Source organism: Streptomyces sp. Ncost-T10-10d, from assembly GCF_900091955.1.
GTDB lineage: Bacteria > Actinomycetota > Actinomycetes > Streptomycetales > Streptomycetaceae > Streptomyces.
The window spans coordinates 1-14,961 of sequence record NZ_FMDF01000207.1; the positions used below are offsets into that span (position 1 = coordinate 1).

Here is a 14,961-nt window from a genome sequence, read left to right on the forward strand (position 1 = left end):
CCGTGCGACTGCGACGGCATCCAAGGCCGTCCGGCCGGTGCCGGTCGCCTGTGCCCGCCCCGTGCCGATCGGCCGCCTCCGCTCACCCTGCGATATCCCCCGGGCCCGTGGGGAGCACGACGCTGAATGCCGTGCCGACTCCCACGGTGCTTTCCACATCGATCCTCCCCCGGTGGTCGGTCACGATCTGGCGGGCGATGGACAGCCCCAGGCCACTGCCACCCGTGGCGCGGCCCCGTGCCGCGTCCGCGCGCCAGAAGCGGTCGAATAGGTGCGGCAGGTCCTCGGGAGGTATCCCCTTCCCGGTGTCCCGCACCTGAATGACCGCCAGGTCTCCGTCCCGGACCAGCGCAAGGTTCACCCTGCCGCCTGGCGCCGTGACCCGTACCGCGTTCACGACCAGGTTGCCGACGACCTGGCGCAGCCGGTCCGCGTCGGCGAACACACGTACCGACTGCGGTACGTCGAGCTCCAGTACGACGCCGGCCGTCTCGGCCCTGGCCCGGTGGGCGGTGCGGCAGGTCTCCAGCATTTCGCCCAGATCGACATCGACGCGATGGTAGGTGAGCGCACCGGCCTCGGCCAGGGCCAGATCCTGCAGGTCGTCCACGATCCGCTGCTGCAGCATCGCCTCCTCGTGGAGGGACTCCAGCAGTTCGGGGGTCGGCTCGACGTAGCCGTCCTGCAGCGCCTCCAGATAGCCGCGCAGATTGGCCAGCGGGGTGCGCAGCTCATGCGCGATGTCACCGGTGAGGCGGCGCTGGCGGTCCTCACCCGCCTGGATGGAGTCGGCCATCCGGTTGAAGGCACCACCGAGTTCGGCGATCTCGTCCCGGCCGGAGACGACCACCCTCCGCCCCAGGTCGCCTTCGCCCAGCCCCCGCGCTGCCATGGTCAGGGCCCGGATCGGGCGCAGCACCGCCCTGGACAGAAGCAGGGCGCCCAGGACAGCCGCGAGAAAGACGCCCGCCGCGACGGCAATCGTGGGCGCGGCGGCCAGGGTGGGCGGGGATTCGTCCCTGGCCCCGAGAAGGACCTGGAGTCGGGGCGGCGCAGCGGCCGCGATCCGCTCGTTGAAGGCCCGCTGGAGACAGGCGGCGGGCCGCGGATCGGACTCGCACGTCTGCACCGCTTCGTGATCCTGGGCGATCCGAGGATCCGAGTCGGCCGACGACTCCCTGCACTGCGAGGGCCGGTGCTCCGTGCTGATCACGGGGATGCCGATACCGTTCGGCCGGGCCGTCACCGCGGCCCCCGCACGTGTCAGGCATGCGGCGTACGTCGCGGCAGCCCGGTACTCGGCGATCGCGGTCACCGTGAGCTTGACCGAGACCCTCGGCGCCTTCTCCGTGGGCAACCGCAGGGCAGGGCGCGGATCGACCAGGACCGGGGGCCGGCTGTCGGCCGTGCGGGGTTCGCGGCCCGCAAGGGCGTCGGAGTCGACGACAAGAGCATCGGCCTCCGTGGCGACGCGGATGCGCTGACCGGTGTCCTTCGCCAGCGCGCCCACAGTCGGCGAGACCCCGTCCCAAGTGCCGTGCGCGAAGCCGTACGCGTACAGTTCGCCGGTGATCCGGGAGACCTCCTGCTGCCCCGCGGCGGCGGAGTCGCGGACCTGGAGGTTCGCCTGCCGCAGAGTCAGCCAGGCGGTCGCCGCTGTGGCGGCCATCGCGACAAGCATCAGCAGGCCGAGCGCCCGCAGTCTGAAGCTCACTGCCCCGCACCGGGCCCGTTCGCCAATCGGTATCCCCGGCCGTAGACGGTCTCCACATACCTCCGGTCCGCTCGCCCCCGCTCCAGCTTCCGCCGCAGGTTCATCACATGGGCATCGACGGTGCGTTCCAGTACGTTCTGGTCGAACCCGAAGACCTGGTCGATGATCTGTGCCCGGGTGAAGGCCCGTCCGGGCTCCCCCGCGAGCACGGTCAGGATGGCGAACTCCTTGCCGGTCAACACCACCGGCGCCCCGGCCACCCGTACCTCGAAACGAGCGGTGTCGATCTCCAGGTCGCCGACCGTGAGCACCGCCGGATCAGTGCGCCCGGCCGCCTTCGACCGGCGCAGCAGCGCCCTGACCCGAGCTGTCAGCTCCCTGGGGCTGTACGGCTTGGCCATGTAGTCGTCGGCCCCCAGGTCCAGCCCCAGGAGCATGTCCTCCTCCGTGGTGCGTGCCGTGAGCAGCAGGATGGGGACCTGGGATTCGGCGCGCAGGATCCGGCATACGTCGAGACCGTCGACGTTGGGCATCATCACATCGAGCACGATGAGGTCGGGCCGGGAGGACCTTGCCCGGTCGATCGCCGAGCGGCCGTCGGCGACGATCTGGACCTCGTTCCCCTCACGCTCCAGATAGATGCCTATCAACCGCGCCTGCTTCACGTCGTCCTCGGCAACCAGTATGCGTGCGCTCAACGAGACTCCTCGTCCGGGCTCCGTCGTGACAGGGGTACCAGTATCCGTATGAGCCGCTGACGCGGAGCCGGACTCCGGACGCGGATACCGGATCACTCGCGGCGATTGACAGCCCGTCACGCAGGGGCCGTGGCCGGCCCGTTCAAGCGCCGACGACTGGACCTCGCCGGGGCCGGCTCCCGCACCCCGGGCGCCATGGCACGGGGCTCCACCGCCGCCCGCAACTCAGGCCTCGCAAGGAGATTCAGGCACCCCGAGAGGTTTATCTACGCGCGGAGCCATCGCGACCGAACGATCATTCAGGCATATCAGACCAGTTCTTGCGCAGCTATTACCGGCGAGTACCAACAGCTGCTAGAAACGTGGCGCTCAAGCAACCCCCCACCCACCCCCCACACTTCGGAGGGCTGACAGCCATGTCAGTACGGAGATTCTGGGCGTCCGCATCCACTCTGGTCCTCGCCGCCGTGGCCGCTCTGGGCGTCGCCCAGCCGGCCTCGGCATCCTCGGCCGCCGCCGGCGGGTACGTCGCACTCGGCGACTCGTACTCGTCCGGCGTCGGCGCGGGGAGCTATCTCTCCGACAGCGGCGACTGCCGCCGCAGCACCAACGCCTACCCCTACCTCTGGGCAGCTGCGAACTCACCTTCCTCTTTCGCCTTCGTCGCCTGTTCGGGCGCCACGACGAGTTCGGTGGCCGGCAGCCAGCTGGGCGCACTGAGCTCGTCCACCGGCCTAGTCAGCGTCACTGCGGGCGGCAACGACGTCGGCTTCGCCGATGTCATGCAGGACTGCGTGCTGTCCAGCGAGGCCACCTGCCTGAGCAGCGTGAGCTCGGCGGTGTCGCAGATACAGACCTCGCTGCCGTCCGGCCTGAGTTCGCTCTACGGTTCCATCCGTTCACGGGCCCCGCAGGCCCATGTCGTGGTGCTGGGATACCCGCGCTTCTACCAGCTGAGCGGCAGCTGCATCGCCGGGCTCTCGGAGAAGGAGCGGGCGGCCATCAACAACGCGTCCGACGTCCTGAACGGTGTCATCGCCAAGCAGGCGGCCAACGCCGGGTTCACGTTCTCCAGCGTGGTGGACGAGTTCACCGGGCATGAGCTGTGCTCCGGTGACGCATGGCTCCACAGTGTGACGCTCCCCGTCTACAACTCGTACCACCCCAAGGCCGCCGGACAGTCGGGCGGCTATCTTCCAGCCTTCCGCTCGGCCGCGTAGGACGCGGACGACGGAGGTACAGAAGCGCGGCAGGCTGCCGGGGTTCCGGCCACCCACCGCGCTTCTGTTGCGTTCAGGCGCGGGCAGCCGTGCCCCGTCGGTGCAGGGCGAGGGCGGTCGCAGCGGCGAGTACGGCGGTGGCTGCGGCCGCCCACCAGCCGTGCCGGAACGCGTCGAGCGCCTCGGCCGGTCCGTCAGGGGCGCCGAGCAGCGTGACCATCAGGGCGACACCCAGCACCGAACCCGTCTGGCGAGCCGTCGTGGTGACCGCTGATCCGGTGGCGAAACGGGTGGGCGGGAGAGCCGCAGCGGCGGCGCCGACCAGGGTGGGAAGGGCGAATCCGACGCCGATGCCGGTCATCATCATGCCGGGGAGGAAACCGCTCGCGTAGTGCGGAGCCGTATCGAGTGCGACGGCCCACCAGGCCAGCCCGACAGCGAACAGCAGGCAGCCGAGTGCGGCGGTGCGGCCCGCTCCGATGCGACTGACGACCGGCCCCGAGAGCACGGCGAGCGCGGGTACGGCCAACGGCCCCGGGGCGATGGCGAGTCCGGTACGGATCGCCGAGTACCCCCACACCTGCTGGCACCAGAGCACCGACGTCAGCAGCATCGCGGCGAACGCGACGGTGAAGAGCAGAGCCGCGAAGGTGGCTGTCGCGAAGGCCCGGGTGCGCAGCATCGGCAGTTCGACGACCGGGGCCGGGTGCCGGGCGGAGCGCAGCCAGAAGCCCGCGGCGAGGACGGCGGTCGCGACCAGCAGGCCGAGGACTCCCGGCGAACTCCAGCCCCAGGCATCGGCCTTGACCAGGGCGAGCGCCAGTGCGCCGATGGCGAGGGTGAGCAGAACGGCACCGAAGAGGTCCGGGAAGGGACCCTCGCGGTGCGGGCGGGCGTCGGGCAGCGACCGGCCGCCCGCGATCAGGCCGATCGCACCGACCGGCACATTGACGAGGAAGACCCAGCGCCAGTCCGCTTCCACGAGTACGCCACCGACCACCGGCCCCAGGCCGGCCGCGATGCCGCCGATCGCCGCCCAGCTGCGGATGGCCCGGGGACGACGCTCTGCCGGGGTGTTGACGAGCAGGAGGGCGAGCGACGTCGGCAGGAGGGCGGCGGCTCCGACGGCCTGCAGGACGCGGGCGGCCACCAGCCAGCCGACGCCGGGGGCGACTGCACAGAGCGCGGAGGCGACGGTGAAGACCGCAAGACCGAGGAGAAAACCTCGGCGGTGTCCGTACCGGTCGGCGAGCCGGCCCGCGACGACGAGCAGAGCGGCGAAGACGATCGCGTACGCGTTGAGCACCCAGGACAGCGAGGCGAGCGAGCTGCCGTCGAAGGCGTCGCCCAGGGCGGGGACCGCGACATTGACGATGAACAGATCGAGATTCACGACAAAGACACCGGCCGAAATGATCCAGCCGGTGGCACGGGAGGAAGCCGGGGCAGCCGCACGGCCAGTCGCGGAGGCAACGGCAGAGGGGGGTGAGTTTGATTCTCCAACTGTCATGGCGGCAAGGTAGCGCCAGTGAGTTTGAGATGGCAACCTTGTAGTGATGAGTGCTGCACAGGAACCCCACACCCCCGCCGTCCCCGCGTTCTCGCTGCCCGGCCGGCCGTGCTCGGCCGCCGCCGCGCTGCATGTGGTGGGTGAGAAATGGGCTCTGCTCGCGGTGCGCGAGATCTTCTTCGGCAACCACCGGTTCGAGGCGATCGCCCGTAACACCGGCGCGCCCCGGGACCGCCTCGCGGCCCGGCTGCGCTCACTGGAGCAGGCAGGGGTGGTCGAGCGGCGGCCCTACAACGAACGGCCGCCGCGCTACGAGTACCACCTGACCGAATCCGGTCGTGATCTCGCACCGGTGATCCGGGCCCTGCTGGACTGGGGCGACCGGTGGGTGCTGGAGGAGCAGCCGGTGGTCATGATCCATGAACCGGCGGCGGAGGCCGGTCACGAGGACTCGCACGCGCACGATCTTGATGCGGCGTGGATCTGCCGCACGTGCGGCAAGGAGGTCGCGATGAACACGCTGACAGTCGATGTCCGCGCCCCCGGGTGGGACCGCACGGGGCCCAAGGAGCCGAGCCCGTCAGGCAATTGAGGGCGAGCGGGGCGAAAGCAAAGGTGAAGGCAGGGGCAAGGGCGAGGACGAGAGGGCGACCGGAGGACCCGCGGCCCGGCCGACGCCCATCGCCGCCCTCACGTTCCCCGTCCCCCACTCCGGTCTCCCCCATTCATCCCCCCGCCCCCGTCCGATCGGCCTCAGTACCGCTCGACGAGGTGCTCCCGGCCCGCCGGGAGCTCGTACGGCTCGGGCCGGAAGTCGGTGATCTCGCTGATCCGCCCCTCCGCGTCGAACGTGAAGAAGTGGAGGGCGTGCAACTCCTGCGGGCCGACCGTGAAAACCGTCCGGACAGCGACCTGCTGCCCCTCCCGGTCGGCCACGATCCGTTCGACACCGACGTGCCGGTCCCCCGGGTACTCCCGGTTGAACTGCACGTACCGCTCCCTCCCGCGGATGCGTTCGCGGGTCTGCGGCAGGTCGTACAGCACCTCGTCGGCGAGCGTCGTGGCGAAGGTGTCCCAGTCGCGGTTGCCGGCCGCGGTCCAGTACGTCTTCACCGCGGTACGCAGATCAGCAGTCGTGGTCATGGTTCGAGTCTGAACCCCACCACTGACAACGGGCCTTGAACGTCCGCCTTCGGTCAGGAGCCGGCCGGGCGCGATGCCTTGACCGAGTACATCAGCGGGATGCGCGGACGGTCCGCGGGGAAGCGGTAGAAGCCGTCGCCGTGCCGCTCCAGCGCCGAGAAGCGGGCGAAGAGCGAGACGTCGTGCTCGTGCAGGAACTCGATCCGCAGCCCGGCGGCGGCCAGCGCCGACACCACGTCGCCGATCGGGTGCTGCCATTCGACGCTTCGGTTGTGGACGGTCGGTGCGTCGAAGTCCGCGTACGTGCCCGGCGTCTCGTCCACCCAGGCGTCGCGGCTGAAGTAGTCGTGGACGACCTTCGCGCCGGTCGAGTCGTCGAGGCAGTCCGTGAGCGGATGGAACTCCGCGAGGTAGAGGAAGCCGCCGGGCGCCACGAGCGATGCGGCGGTCTCGGCCCAGCGCCGGGTGTCGGGCAGCCAGTTCAGCGCGCCGACGCCGGTGTAGACGATGTCGTACGACGAGTCCGGGACGGCCTGCGCGGCGTCATGGACATCGGCGGCGACGAACGCTGCCCGGTCCTGGGTGAACCCCAGCTCGCGGGCCAGGCCGCGTGCGGTCTCCACGGCCGGTTCGGAGAAGTCCAGACCGACGACGTGCGCGGCGCCGTGCCGGGCCCAGGAGAGGGTGTCGACCCCGATGTGGCACTGCAGATGCAGCAGCGACTTGCCCGTGACGTCCCCGACCTCGGCGAGTTCGAAGTCGCGCAGGGCCTCCTTGCCGGCGCGGAAGGAATCCAGGTCGTAGAAGTCGCTCCCGGCGTGGATGGGGACCCGCTCGTCCCAGCGCGCGCGGTTGGCCTCGTGCCAGTCGGCAGGGGTCGGTGCATACATGCCCGGGAGGTTATCCACAGGCTGCGGGCGATGCGAACGAATTGTCGTCGTTCCGGCGCAGAATGGGGGGCATGACTGAGATCACTGGCTCGACGGCCTCCACCGCACCGGCGACCGCTTCCGCTCCGGCGACCGCTTCCGTACCGGAGTGGGAGCAGCGTTTCCGGGCGCCGCGGGTGTCGTTGCCCGACTGGGCGGAGGATGCGCCGGACCGCGCACTGTTCGTCTCCAATGCCACGGGGACGTACGAGCTGTACGCATGGGACCGCGCGACCGGCAAGCAGCGTCAGGTGACCGACCGGCCGAACGGGACGACTGACGGCGTGCTGACACCGGACGGCGAGTCGATCTGGTGGTTCAGCGACACCGACGGGGACGAGTTCGGGGTGTGGATGCGCCAGCCGTTCCACAGCGGCGAGGGCGCGGAGGTGGTGGACGAGCCGGCGGCACCCGGTCTCGGTGCCTCGTACTCGGCCGGGCTCGCGATCGGGCGTGACGGTACGGCGGTGGTCGGCCGTTCGACCGACGAGGACGGGACGACGGTCCATGTCGTACGGCCCGGGGCCGCGCCCGTCGAGATCTACCGCCACCACGAGTCGGCGGGCGTCGGCGACCTGTCGTACGACGGGACGCTGATCGCCCTGGAGCACACCGAGCACGGCGATGCGATGCACTCCGCGCTGCGCGTCGTGCGGCCCGACGGGTCGACCGTCGCCGAGCTGGACGACACCGAGGGCGGTACGAAGGAGCTGGGCCTGTCCGTGCTGGGCTTCGCCCCCGTCGCCGGGGACACGAGGCTGCTGGTCGGGCATCAGCGGCGGGGCCGCTGGGAGCCGATGATCTGGGATCCGATGACAGGCACGGAGACGGACCTCGCGATCGGCCTGCCCGGTGATGTGGGCGCCGAGTGGTATCCGGACGCCTCCGCGCTGCTGATCGTGCACGGCTTCGAGGCCCGCAGCGACCTGTGGCGGTACGAGCCGGGGGCGGGCAGCGCTCCCGTCCGGGTGGATACCCCCGCGGGTTCGGTGTCGGGAGCCACGGCCCGGCCCGACGGCACGGTGGAGTACCTGTGGTCGTCGGCCGCGCAGCCGCCCGTCATCCGGTCCACCTCGGGTGCGGTGGTGCTCGATCCGCCCGGCTTGAAGGCTCCGGCCTCCGTGCCGGTGGAGGACGTGTGGGTGGACGGGCCCGGGGGCCGCGTCCACGCTCTCGTGCAGCGGCCCGCCGCCCCGGCGGAGGGCCCGTTTCCCACCGTCTTCGAGATCCACGGCGGACCGACCTGGCACGACAGCGACGCCTTCGCCTCCGGCCCCGCCGCCTGGGTGGACCACGGCTACGCGGTCGTCCGGGTCAACTACCGCGGCTCCACCGGATACGGCCGCGCCTGGACGGACGCGCTCAAGCACCGGGTCGGTCTGATCGAGCTGGAGGACATCGCCGCGGTACGGGAGTGGGCGGTGAAGTCCGGGCTCGCGGACCCGGCGAAGCTGGTCCTGGCCGGTGGCTCCTGGGGTGGCTATCTGACCCTGCTCGGCCTCGGTACGCAGCCGGACGACTGGGCCCTGGGCCTGGCGGCGGTCCCGGTCGCCGACTACGTCACGGCGTATCACGACGAGATGGAGGACCTGAAGGCGATGGACCGCACACTGCTGGGCGGCACGCCGGAGGAGGTCCCCGAGCGTTTCGAGGCCTCGTCCCCGCTGACGTACGTCGACGCCGTGCGGGCGCCGGTCTACATCTCGGCGGGCGTCAACGATCCGCGCTGCCCGATCCGGCAGGTCGAGAACTACGTGGACCGGCTGAAGGGCCGTGACGCGGTGCACGAGGTCTACCGGTACGACGCGGGACACGGTTCGCTCGTCGTGGAGGAACGGATCAAGCAGTTCCGGCTGGAACTCGACTTCGCCCAGCGCCACCTGGCCACGGATGGCGCCCCCGCCTCTTCGAGCCTGTCCGGAGAATAGGGACGTCTGTCACTCCCGCACGAAGCCCGCATGACACCACCGCCACAGGCCGTCGTGAGCCCGCCGGCGATCGAGGACGAATCGGTGACCGGCGAGCAACGCCGCGCGGTCGGGGTGCCGAGCCGGACGCCGACGGCCACCGGCCCCGTCGGCACCGCGGCCGCGCCCCACGCGGCACCCCGCTCCGGGCGACCGGAGCGGGGACCGTACCGTGGAGGGGTGTACCGGTTCCTGCTGACCCCGCGATGGTGGGGGATCAACCTCTTCGTCGTGCTGGCCATCCCGTTCTGCATCTTCATGGGCACCTGGCAGCTCGGCCGCTTCGAGGATCGCGTGCAGACGCACGACGCCGCCGAGAAGCAGCCCGCCCCTGGCACGAGGGCGGCCGAGCCGATCGACGACCTCCTGCCCGTCGACACGGTGACCTCGGGCCGCCCCGCCACCGCCACCGGCCGGTACGCCGACCAGTTCCTGGTACCCGGACGGGAGTTGGACGACAAGAGCGGCTTCTATGTCCTGAACATGCTCCGCACGGACGGTGGCAAGGCCCTGCCGGTGGTACGCGGCTGGCTGCCCGGCAAGCCCGGCCACAGCGCCGTGCCTGCCGCACCGACCGGCGAGGTCACGGTGACCGGCGACCTCCAGGCGTCCGAGAACGCCGGCACCGCGGGCGTCGACACGGCGGGTGGGCTCCCGGACGGTCAGCTCGGCATGATCAGCGCCGCTTCCCTGGTCAACCTCGTCCCGTACGACGTCTACGACGCATGGGTGACGCTCCAGGACACCGGCTCCAGCGGCGCGCTGCGTCCCGTACCGGCCGCCGTACCGCAGGGCACCGGGCTCGATCTGAAGGCCTTCCAGAACCTCGGCTACACGGGCGAGTGGTTCGTCTTCGCCGGGTTCGTGCTCTTCATGTGGTTCCGGCTGGTCCGCCGCGAGGCCGAAGCGGCGCGGGACCTGAAGCTGGGCCTCGTCGACGGCACGGATGCGGGCACGGATGCGGATGCGGATGCGGATGCGGATACCGATACAGGCAAGGACCCGGGCACGAACACCGGCCCCACCGATCCCGCCGACTCCAACGTGAGCGCCGGCACGGCCTGAGCCAGACGCCTGAGCCGGACATACGTGAGGGGGCCCGCCGAATCGACCGGCGGGCCCCCTCACGTGTGCGTCGTACGCCGCCGCCCCTGCGTCATGTCGCGGGGGCCAGCACCCCGGTCCGGTAGATCGTGCCCGCGCAGGCGTTGGAGATCTTCGCCTCCGCGACCGGCGCCCCCGCCTCCGGCGTGTGCGTCACGGCAACGCTGCCGTCCAGCGCCCCGCCGCCGTCCTCGCTGCCGAACTGCGCAGCCGTATCCGAAGTCCCGTCAGTGGTACCCGTACCGGCCCCGGCGGCAGCGGCGCCGCCCGCGCTGTCCGTGCCGCCCGTCGGTGTCGGGCTCGGTGAACCTCCGGAAGTCGGACATGTGTCCTTCGGCACCCAGGCGAACTTCACCTCGTACGCCATGGACGGTTTCAGCAGCACCGTCCCCTGCTCCTGCGAGGGGTCGGGGAGTCCGGCCGCCGCGTCACCCGCGGTGTGCTGGACGATCGTGATCTTGGCCGGGTCGGCCGCGCCCATCGCCTGGAAGCCCACGCTGCCGCTGCTGCTCACCGAACAGTCCTTGCCGGAGACATTGGCGATGCGGAACGTGCCGTACACCGTGCCGTCGGCACCCGCCGCGCCCGTCTCGGCCGAGGCGACACCGAGCTGCCCCGGATCGCAGGTCGGCATGGAGGCCGCCGCGGAGTTGTCCGGGTCGGCGACCCCGCCGACCAGGTTGCCGCCGACGCCCTGACCACGGCTGTCGGACGGACTGCTCGTGCTCGTCGGCCGGCCCCGGTCGCCGTCACCCTGACCGTCGGTGCTGCCGCCGCCGCTCTTCCCGCCGGATCCCGAGCCGTTGTCGGTGCCGCTGCCGCCCTGCGCCTGCTCACCGTGTCCGGCCATCGCGGGGTTGGCGGTGCTCGAACCGTCGGAGTTCGCGACATGGACGAAGGCGGGGACCGCGGTGCCGATGAGCAGCGCCGCTGCCGCCATACCGACGACGGCCTGCCGCCGCCTGGCGCGCCGCGCGGGCACCGCACGGTACAGATGGTCAAGGGTGCCGTCGCGGGGTTCGATGTGCTGGACGGCCCCGCGCAGCATGCGGCGCAGCGCGACCTCGTCCATGTCCGGGCCGCCACCGCCCCCCGAACCGGAACCCATACCCGGGCCCTTGCCGAAGAGGCTGCTCAGCCCCCCGAGCTCGGCCGTCTCAGCGGCTGTGTCGCCCTCACAGAGGTCACCCGCGCCTCCCGCGGACGCGAGGTCGCGATCCGCGAGATCCCGTTCCACGTGATCCGCATCCGACTTCGCGTCCGACTTCGCGTCCGGGTTCACATGCGAGGCGCTCTCCGGCCCGTCGTTCACAATTCCGTTTCCAGTCCGGTCAATCCGATGCTCACGCTCGTGGCTGTTCTCTTTCCTGCGGTAGCGCCAACTCATACCTGCGCCTCCATCACGACGCGCAGCGCCGCGATCCCACGGGAGCCGTACGCCTTGACCGAGCCCAGGGATATGCCCAGCGTCTCGGCCACCTGAGCCTCCGTCATGTCCGCGAAGTAACGCAGCACCAGCACCTCTCGCTGGCGCCGTTGCAGCCCCCGCATCGCTTTGATCAGCGCGTCCCGCTCCAGTTGGTCGTACGCGCCCTCCTCCGCGCTCGCCATGTCCGGCATGGGCTTGGACAGCAGCTTCAGCCCGAGGATGCGGCGGCGCAGCGCGGAGCGCGACAGGTTGACGACGGTCTGACGCAGATACGCGAGTGTCTTCTCGGGTTCCCGTACCCGGCTGCGCGCCGAGTGCACGCGGATGAACGCCTCCTGCACGACGTCCTCGCACGAGGCGGTGTCGTCCAGGAGCAGAGCCGCGAGGCCCAGCAGCGAACGGTAATGGGCCCGATAGGTCTCGGTGAGATGGTCGACCGTGGTTCCTGCAGCCACGCTCTCCTCAGCGCCCTCGCGCTGCGACGGCAGCCGTGCGGGACGTGCAGCGGGCATGGGCGCAATCACCGGCATACCGCCGGGTGCGCGGGGCCGTCTGAGCGGACGCACCGAAGCGCCGCGCAAGGGGCCCACCACTGTGATTTCGAGAACCTCTGCCACGCCAGTTGGACACGTTTCCCCCCGTCAGGGTTGTACGCGCGCGGCACCGCGTTCATCGCAGTGCGACATGCCCTCATACATACCTGCTCTTCCACAAATGCCCCGAATATGCGCCCGCCGTGCAAGAAGTGACCGCATAGACGCGTGCCCTCCGGCCGACGGTTGCACCAGGCCGAAAGGTCATCGTCGGATACCCCGACACCCCAGCTCAAGAGGTTCAGACCTTCAACTTGCTCACAGGGCATTCACAGAGAGTACAAAACAGGTTCGAATCAGACTCGGGGAAATTCGGCAGCCACCGATTCGGCGATCTGCGCCACGTTCAACGCCGCTCCCTTGCGGAGGTTGTCGCCGCAGACGAACAGTTCCAGGCCCCGGGGATCGTCCAGTGACCTGCGCACCCGCCCGACCCAGGTCGGATCGGTGCCGACGACGTCGGACGGTGTCGGGAAGTCCCCCGCCGCCGGACTGTCGTAGAGCACCACGCCCGGTGCCGTCGCCAGGATCTCGTGGGCCCGGTCGACCGCGATCTCGTTCTCGAACCGTGCGTGCACGGACATCGAGTGCGTCGCGATGACGGGTACGTAGACACAGGTCGCCGCCACCCGCAGGCTCGGCAGGTCCAGAACCTTGCGGCACTCCTCGCGGATCGCCAGCTCCTCCGACGACCAGCCGTCCCCGGCCTCGGTCCCGGCCCAGGGCACCACGTTGAGGGCCACCGGCGCGGCAAAGGGGCTGCCTTCCACGTCCCCCAGGGCCCGGCGTACATCCCCGGGCTGCGTACCCAGTTCCGTACCGGCCACCATCGACAGCTGTTCGCGCAGCGCCGCGACACCGTCCCGGCCGGCCCCGCTCACCGCCTGGTACGAGGAGACGACCAGTTCCCGTACCCCGAATTCGGCGTGCAGCGCGCCGACCGCGACGATCAGCGAGAGTGTCGTGCAGTTCGGGCTCGCGACGATGCCGCGCGGCCTGATCCGCGCGGCATGCGGATTGATCTCGGGCACGACCAGCGGAACGTCCGGGTCCAGCCGGAACGCGGCGGAGTCGTCGACGACGACCGTGCCCTTGGCGGCGGCGATCGGCGCCCACTGCGCGGAGACGGCGTCGGGCACCAGGAACAGTGCCACGTCGACGTCGTCGAACACGTCCTCGGTGAGTTCGAGGACTTCGCTCTCCTCGCCGCGCACGACCAGCTTGCGGCCGGCCGAACGCGGCGAGGCGATCAGTTTCACCTCGCCCCAGACATCCGCGTGCTGCGAAAGGATCTGGAGCATGACGCCGCCGATCACCCCGGTCGCTCCGACGACCGCGAGCGAAGGGCGGCGGGCGGTCATCGGCCGGTGCCCCCGTAGACAACGGCCTCGTCGGAATCGCTGTCGAGACCGAAGGCGGTGTGCACGGCGCACACGGCCTCGTTGACGTCGTCGGCGCGGGTGACCACCGAGATACGGATCTCGGACGTCGAGATGAGCTCGATGTTCACACCGGCGTCCGACAGCGCCTCGAAGAAGCCCGCCGTGACACCCGGATTGGTCTTCATGCCGGCGCCGACCAGGGAGATCTTCGCGATCTGGTCGTCGTAGCGCAGCGACTCGAAGCCGATGGTGCCGCGGTTGCGCTCCAGGGCGTCGATGGCCTTGCGGCCCTCGGCCTTCGGCAGCGTGAACGAGATGTCGGTCAGACCGGTCGACGCGGCGGAGACGTTCTGCACCACCATGTCGATGTTGACTTCCGCGTTCGCGATGGCGCGGAAGATCGCGGCGGCCTCGCCCGGCTTGTCGGGCACGCCGACGACGGTGATCTTGGCCTCGGAGACGTCATGGGCGACTCCGGAGATGATCGCGTGCTCCACCTTCTGGTCCCCTTGCGGCTCGTTGCTGACCCAGGTTCCGCGCAGTCCGGAGAAGGACGAGCGGACATGGATCGGGATGTTGTAGCGGCGTGCGTACTCCACGCATCGGTGCAGCAGCACCTTGGAGCCGGACGCGGCCAGCTCCAGCATGTCCTCGAAGGAGATCCAGTCGATCTTCCGGGCCTTCTTCACGACCCGCGGGTCGGCGGTGAAGACACCGTCCACATCGGTGTAGATCTCACAGACCTCGGCATCCAGCGCGGCCGCGAGCGCGACCGCGGTGGTGTCGGACCCGCCGCGGCCGAGGGTGGTGATGTCCTTCTTGTCCTGGGACACACCCTGGAACCCCGCGACGATCGCGATGTTCCCCTCGTCCAGCGCCGTACGGATACGGCCCGGCGTCACATCGATGATGCGCGCTTTGTTGTGGACCGAGTCGGTGATGACGCCTGCCTGGCTACCTGTGAACGACTGGGCCTCGTGGCCCAGGTTTTTGATCGCCATCGCCAGCAGGGCCATGGAGATCCGCTCTCCGGCGGTCAGCAGCATGTCGAACTCACGCCCGGCAGGGATCGGGGATACCTGCTCGGCGAGATCGATCAGCTCGTCCGTCGTGTCGCCCATCGCTGACACCACGACAACCACCTGGTTGCCGTTCTTCTTGGCATCGACGATTCGCTTGGCGACGCGCTTGATGCCTTCGGCATCGGCTACGGAGGAGCCTCCGTACTTCTGCACGACAAGGCCCACGTGCGCTCCTCGCTCAGTCCATTAC

13 protein-coding genes are annotated in these 14,961 nt (G+C 70.2%); 4 read left to right on the forward strand and 9 right to left on the reverse strand.

The window, feature by feature from the left end; translation table 11 throughout:
• Positions 1-82 precede the first annotated feature (82 nt).
• On the reverse strand, positions 83-1,714 hold the full coding sequence (locus GA0115254_RS35240; protein ID WP_093899330.1) for a sensor histidine kinase: 1,632 nt from the start codon (positions 1,712-1,714) through the stop codon (positions 83-85).
• On the reverse strand, positions 1,711-2,412 hold the full coding sequence (locus tag GA0115254_RS35245; RefSeq protein WP_093899331.1) for a response regulator transcription factor: 702 nt from the start codon (positions 2,410-2,412) through the stop codon (positions 1,711-1,713). Before GA0115254_RS35245 ends, GA0115254_RS35240 begins: the two co-directional genes overlap by 4 nt.
• A 416-nt stretch (positions 2,413-2,828) precedes the next feature.
• Here GA0115254_RS35245 and GA0115254_RS35250 point away from each other — a divergent pair, with 416 nt between their 5' ends.
• Positions 2,829-3,632, forward strand: a complete 804-nt coding sequence (locus tag GA0115254_RS35250; RefSeq protein WP_093899332.1) for an SGNH/GDSL hydrolase family protein — start codon at positions 2,829-2,831, stop codon at positions 3,630-3,632.
• A gap of 73 nt (positions 3,633-3,705) precedes the next feature.
• Here GA0115254_RS35250 and GA0115254_RS35255 read toward each other — a convergent pair whose 3' ends face one another.
• Positions 3,706-5,142 (reverse strand): MFS transporter, encoded by a 1,437-nt coding sequence (locus tag GA0115254_RS35255; RefSeq protein WP_093899333.1) that lies wholly within the window; start codon positions 5,140-5,142, stop codon positions 3,706-3,708.
• Positions 5,143-5,188: 46 nt separating this feature from the next.
• On the opposite strand from GA0115254_RS35255, the gene GA0115254_RS35260 reads away from it, so the two are divergent.
• The gene (locus tag GA0115254_RS35260; protein ID WP_093899334.1) at positions 5,189-5,734 is read left to right on the forward strand and encodes a winged helix-turn-helix transcriptional regulator; all 546 of its coding nucleotides are present in this window, start codon (positions 5,189-5,191) and stop codon (positions 5,732-5,734) included.
• Positions 5,735-5,895: 161 nt separating this feature from the next.
• On the opposite strand, the gene GA0115254_RS35265 is transcribed toward GA0115254_RS35260, so the two are convergent.
• Both GA0115254_RS35265 and GA0115254_RS35270 read right to left on the reverse strand, forming a co-directional pair.
• The gene (locus GA0115254_RS35265; RefSeq protein WP_176740416.1) at positions 5,896-6,285 is read right to left on the reverse strand and encodes a nuclear transport factor 2 family protein; all 390 of its coding nucleotides are present in this window, start codon (positions 6,283-6,285) and stop codon (positions 5,896-5,898) included.
• 53 nt (positions 6,286-6,338) lie between these two features.
• Positions 6,339-7,175 (reverse strand): class I SAM-dependent methyltransferase, encoded by an 837-nt coding sequence (locus GA0115254_RS35270; protein ID WP_093899335.1) that lies wholly within the window; start codon positions 7,173-7,175, stop codon positions 6,339-6,341.
• A 71-nt stretch (positions 7,176-7,246) separates the two neighbouring features.
• Between GA0115254_RS35270 and GA0115254_RS35275 the strand changes: the two genes are divergently transcribed.
• Positions 7,247-9,142 carry a S9 family peptidase gene (locus GA0115254_RS35275; RefSeq protein WP_370740999.1) on the forward strand — a complete coding sequence of 632 codons (1,896 nt, stop codon included), beginning with the start codon at positions 7,247-7,249 and terminating at the stop codon, positions 9,140-9,142.
• 219 nt (positions 9,143-9,361) lie between these two features.
• Entirely contained in the window at positions 9,362-10,246 is an 885-nt protein-coding gene (locus tag GA0115254_RS35280) for an SURF1 family protein (protein ID WP_093899484.1), read from the forward strand.
• A gap of 91 nt (positions 10,247-10,337) precedes the next feature.
• Here the strand turns inward: GA0115254_RS35280 and GA0115254_RS35285 are convergent, their stop codons facing one another.
• The 4 genes from GA0115254_RS35285 to GA0115254_RS35300 all read right to left on the reverse strand — a co-directional run bounded on the left by GA0115254_RS35285 (position 10,338) and on the right by GA0115254_RS35300 (position 14,936).
• Positions 10,338-11,597, reverse strand: a complete 1,260-nt coding sequence (locus GA0115254_RS35285) for a hypothetical protein (RefSeq protein ID WP_093899337.1) — start codon at positions 11,595-11,597, stop codon at positions 10,338-10,340.
• Between the two features lie 71 nt (positions 11,598-11,668).
• Positions 11,669-12,244, reverse strand: a complete 576-nt coding sequence (locus GA0115254_RS35290; RefSeq protein WP_093899338.1) for a SigE family RNA polymerase sigma factor — start codon at positions 12,242-12,244, stop codon at positions 11,669-11,671.
• A 359-nt stretch (positions 12,245-12,603) separates the two neighbouring features.
• Entirely contained in the window at positions 12,604-13,668 is a 1,065-nt protein-coding gene (locus GA0115254_RS35295) for an aspartate-semialdehyde dehydrogenase (protein WP_093899339.1), read from the reverse strand.
• Positions 13,665-14,936, reverse strand: a complete 1,272-nt coding sequence (locus GA0115254_RS35300; protein ID WP_093899340.1) for an aspartate kinase — start codon at positions 14,934-14,936, stop codon at positions 13,665-13,667. Before GA0115254_RS35300 ends, GA0115254_RS35295 begins: the two co-directional genes overlap by 4 nt.
• Between the last annotated feature and the right edge of the window lie 25 nt (positions 14,937-14,961).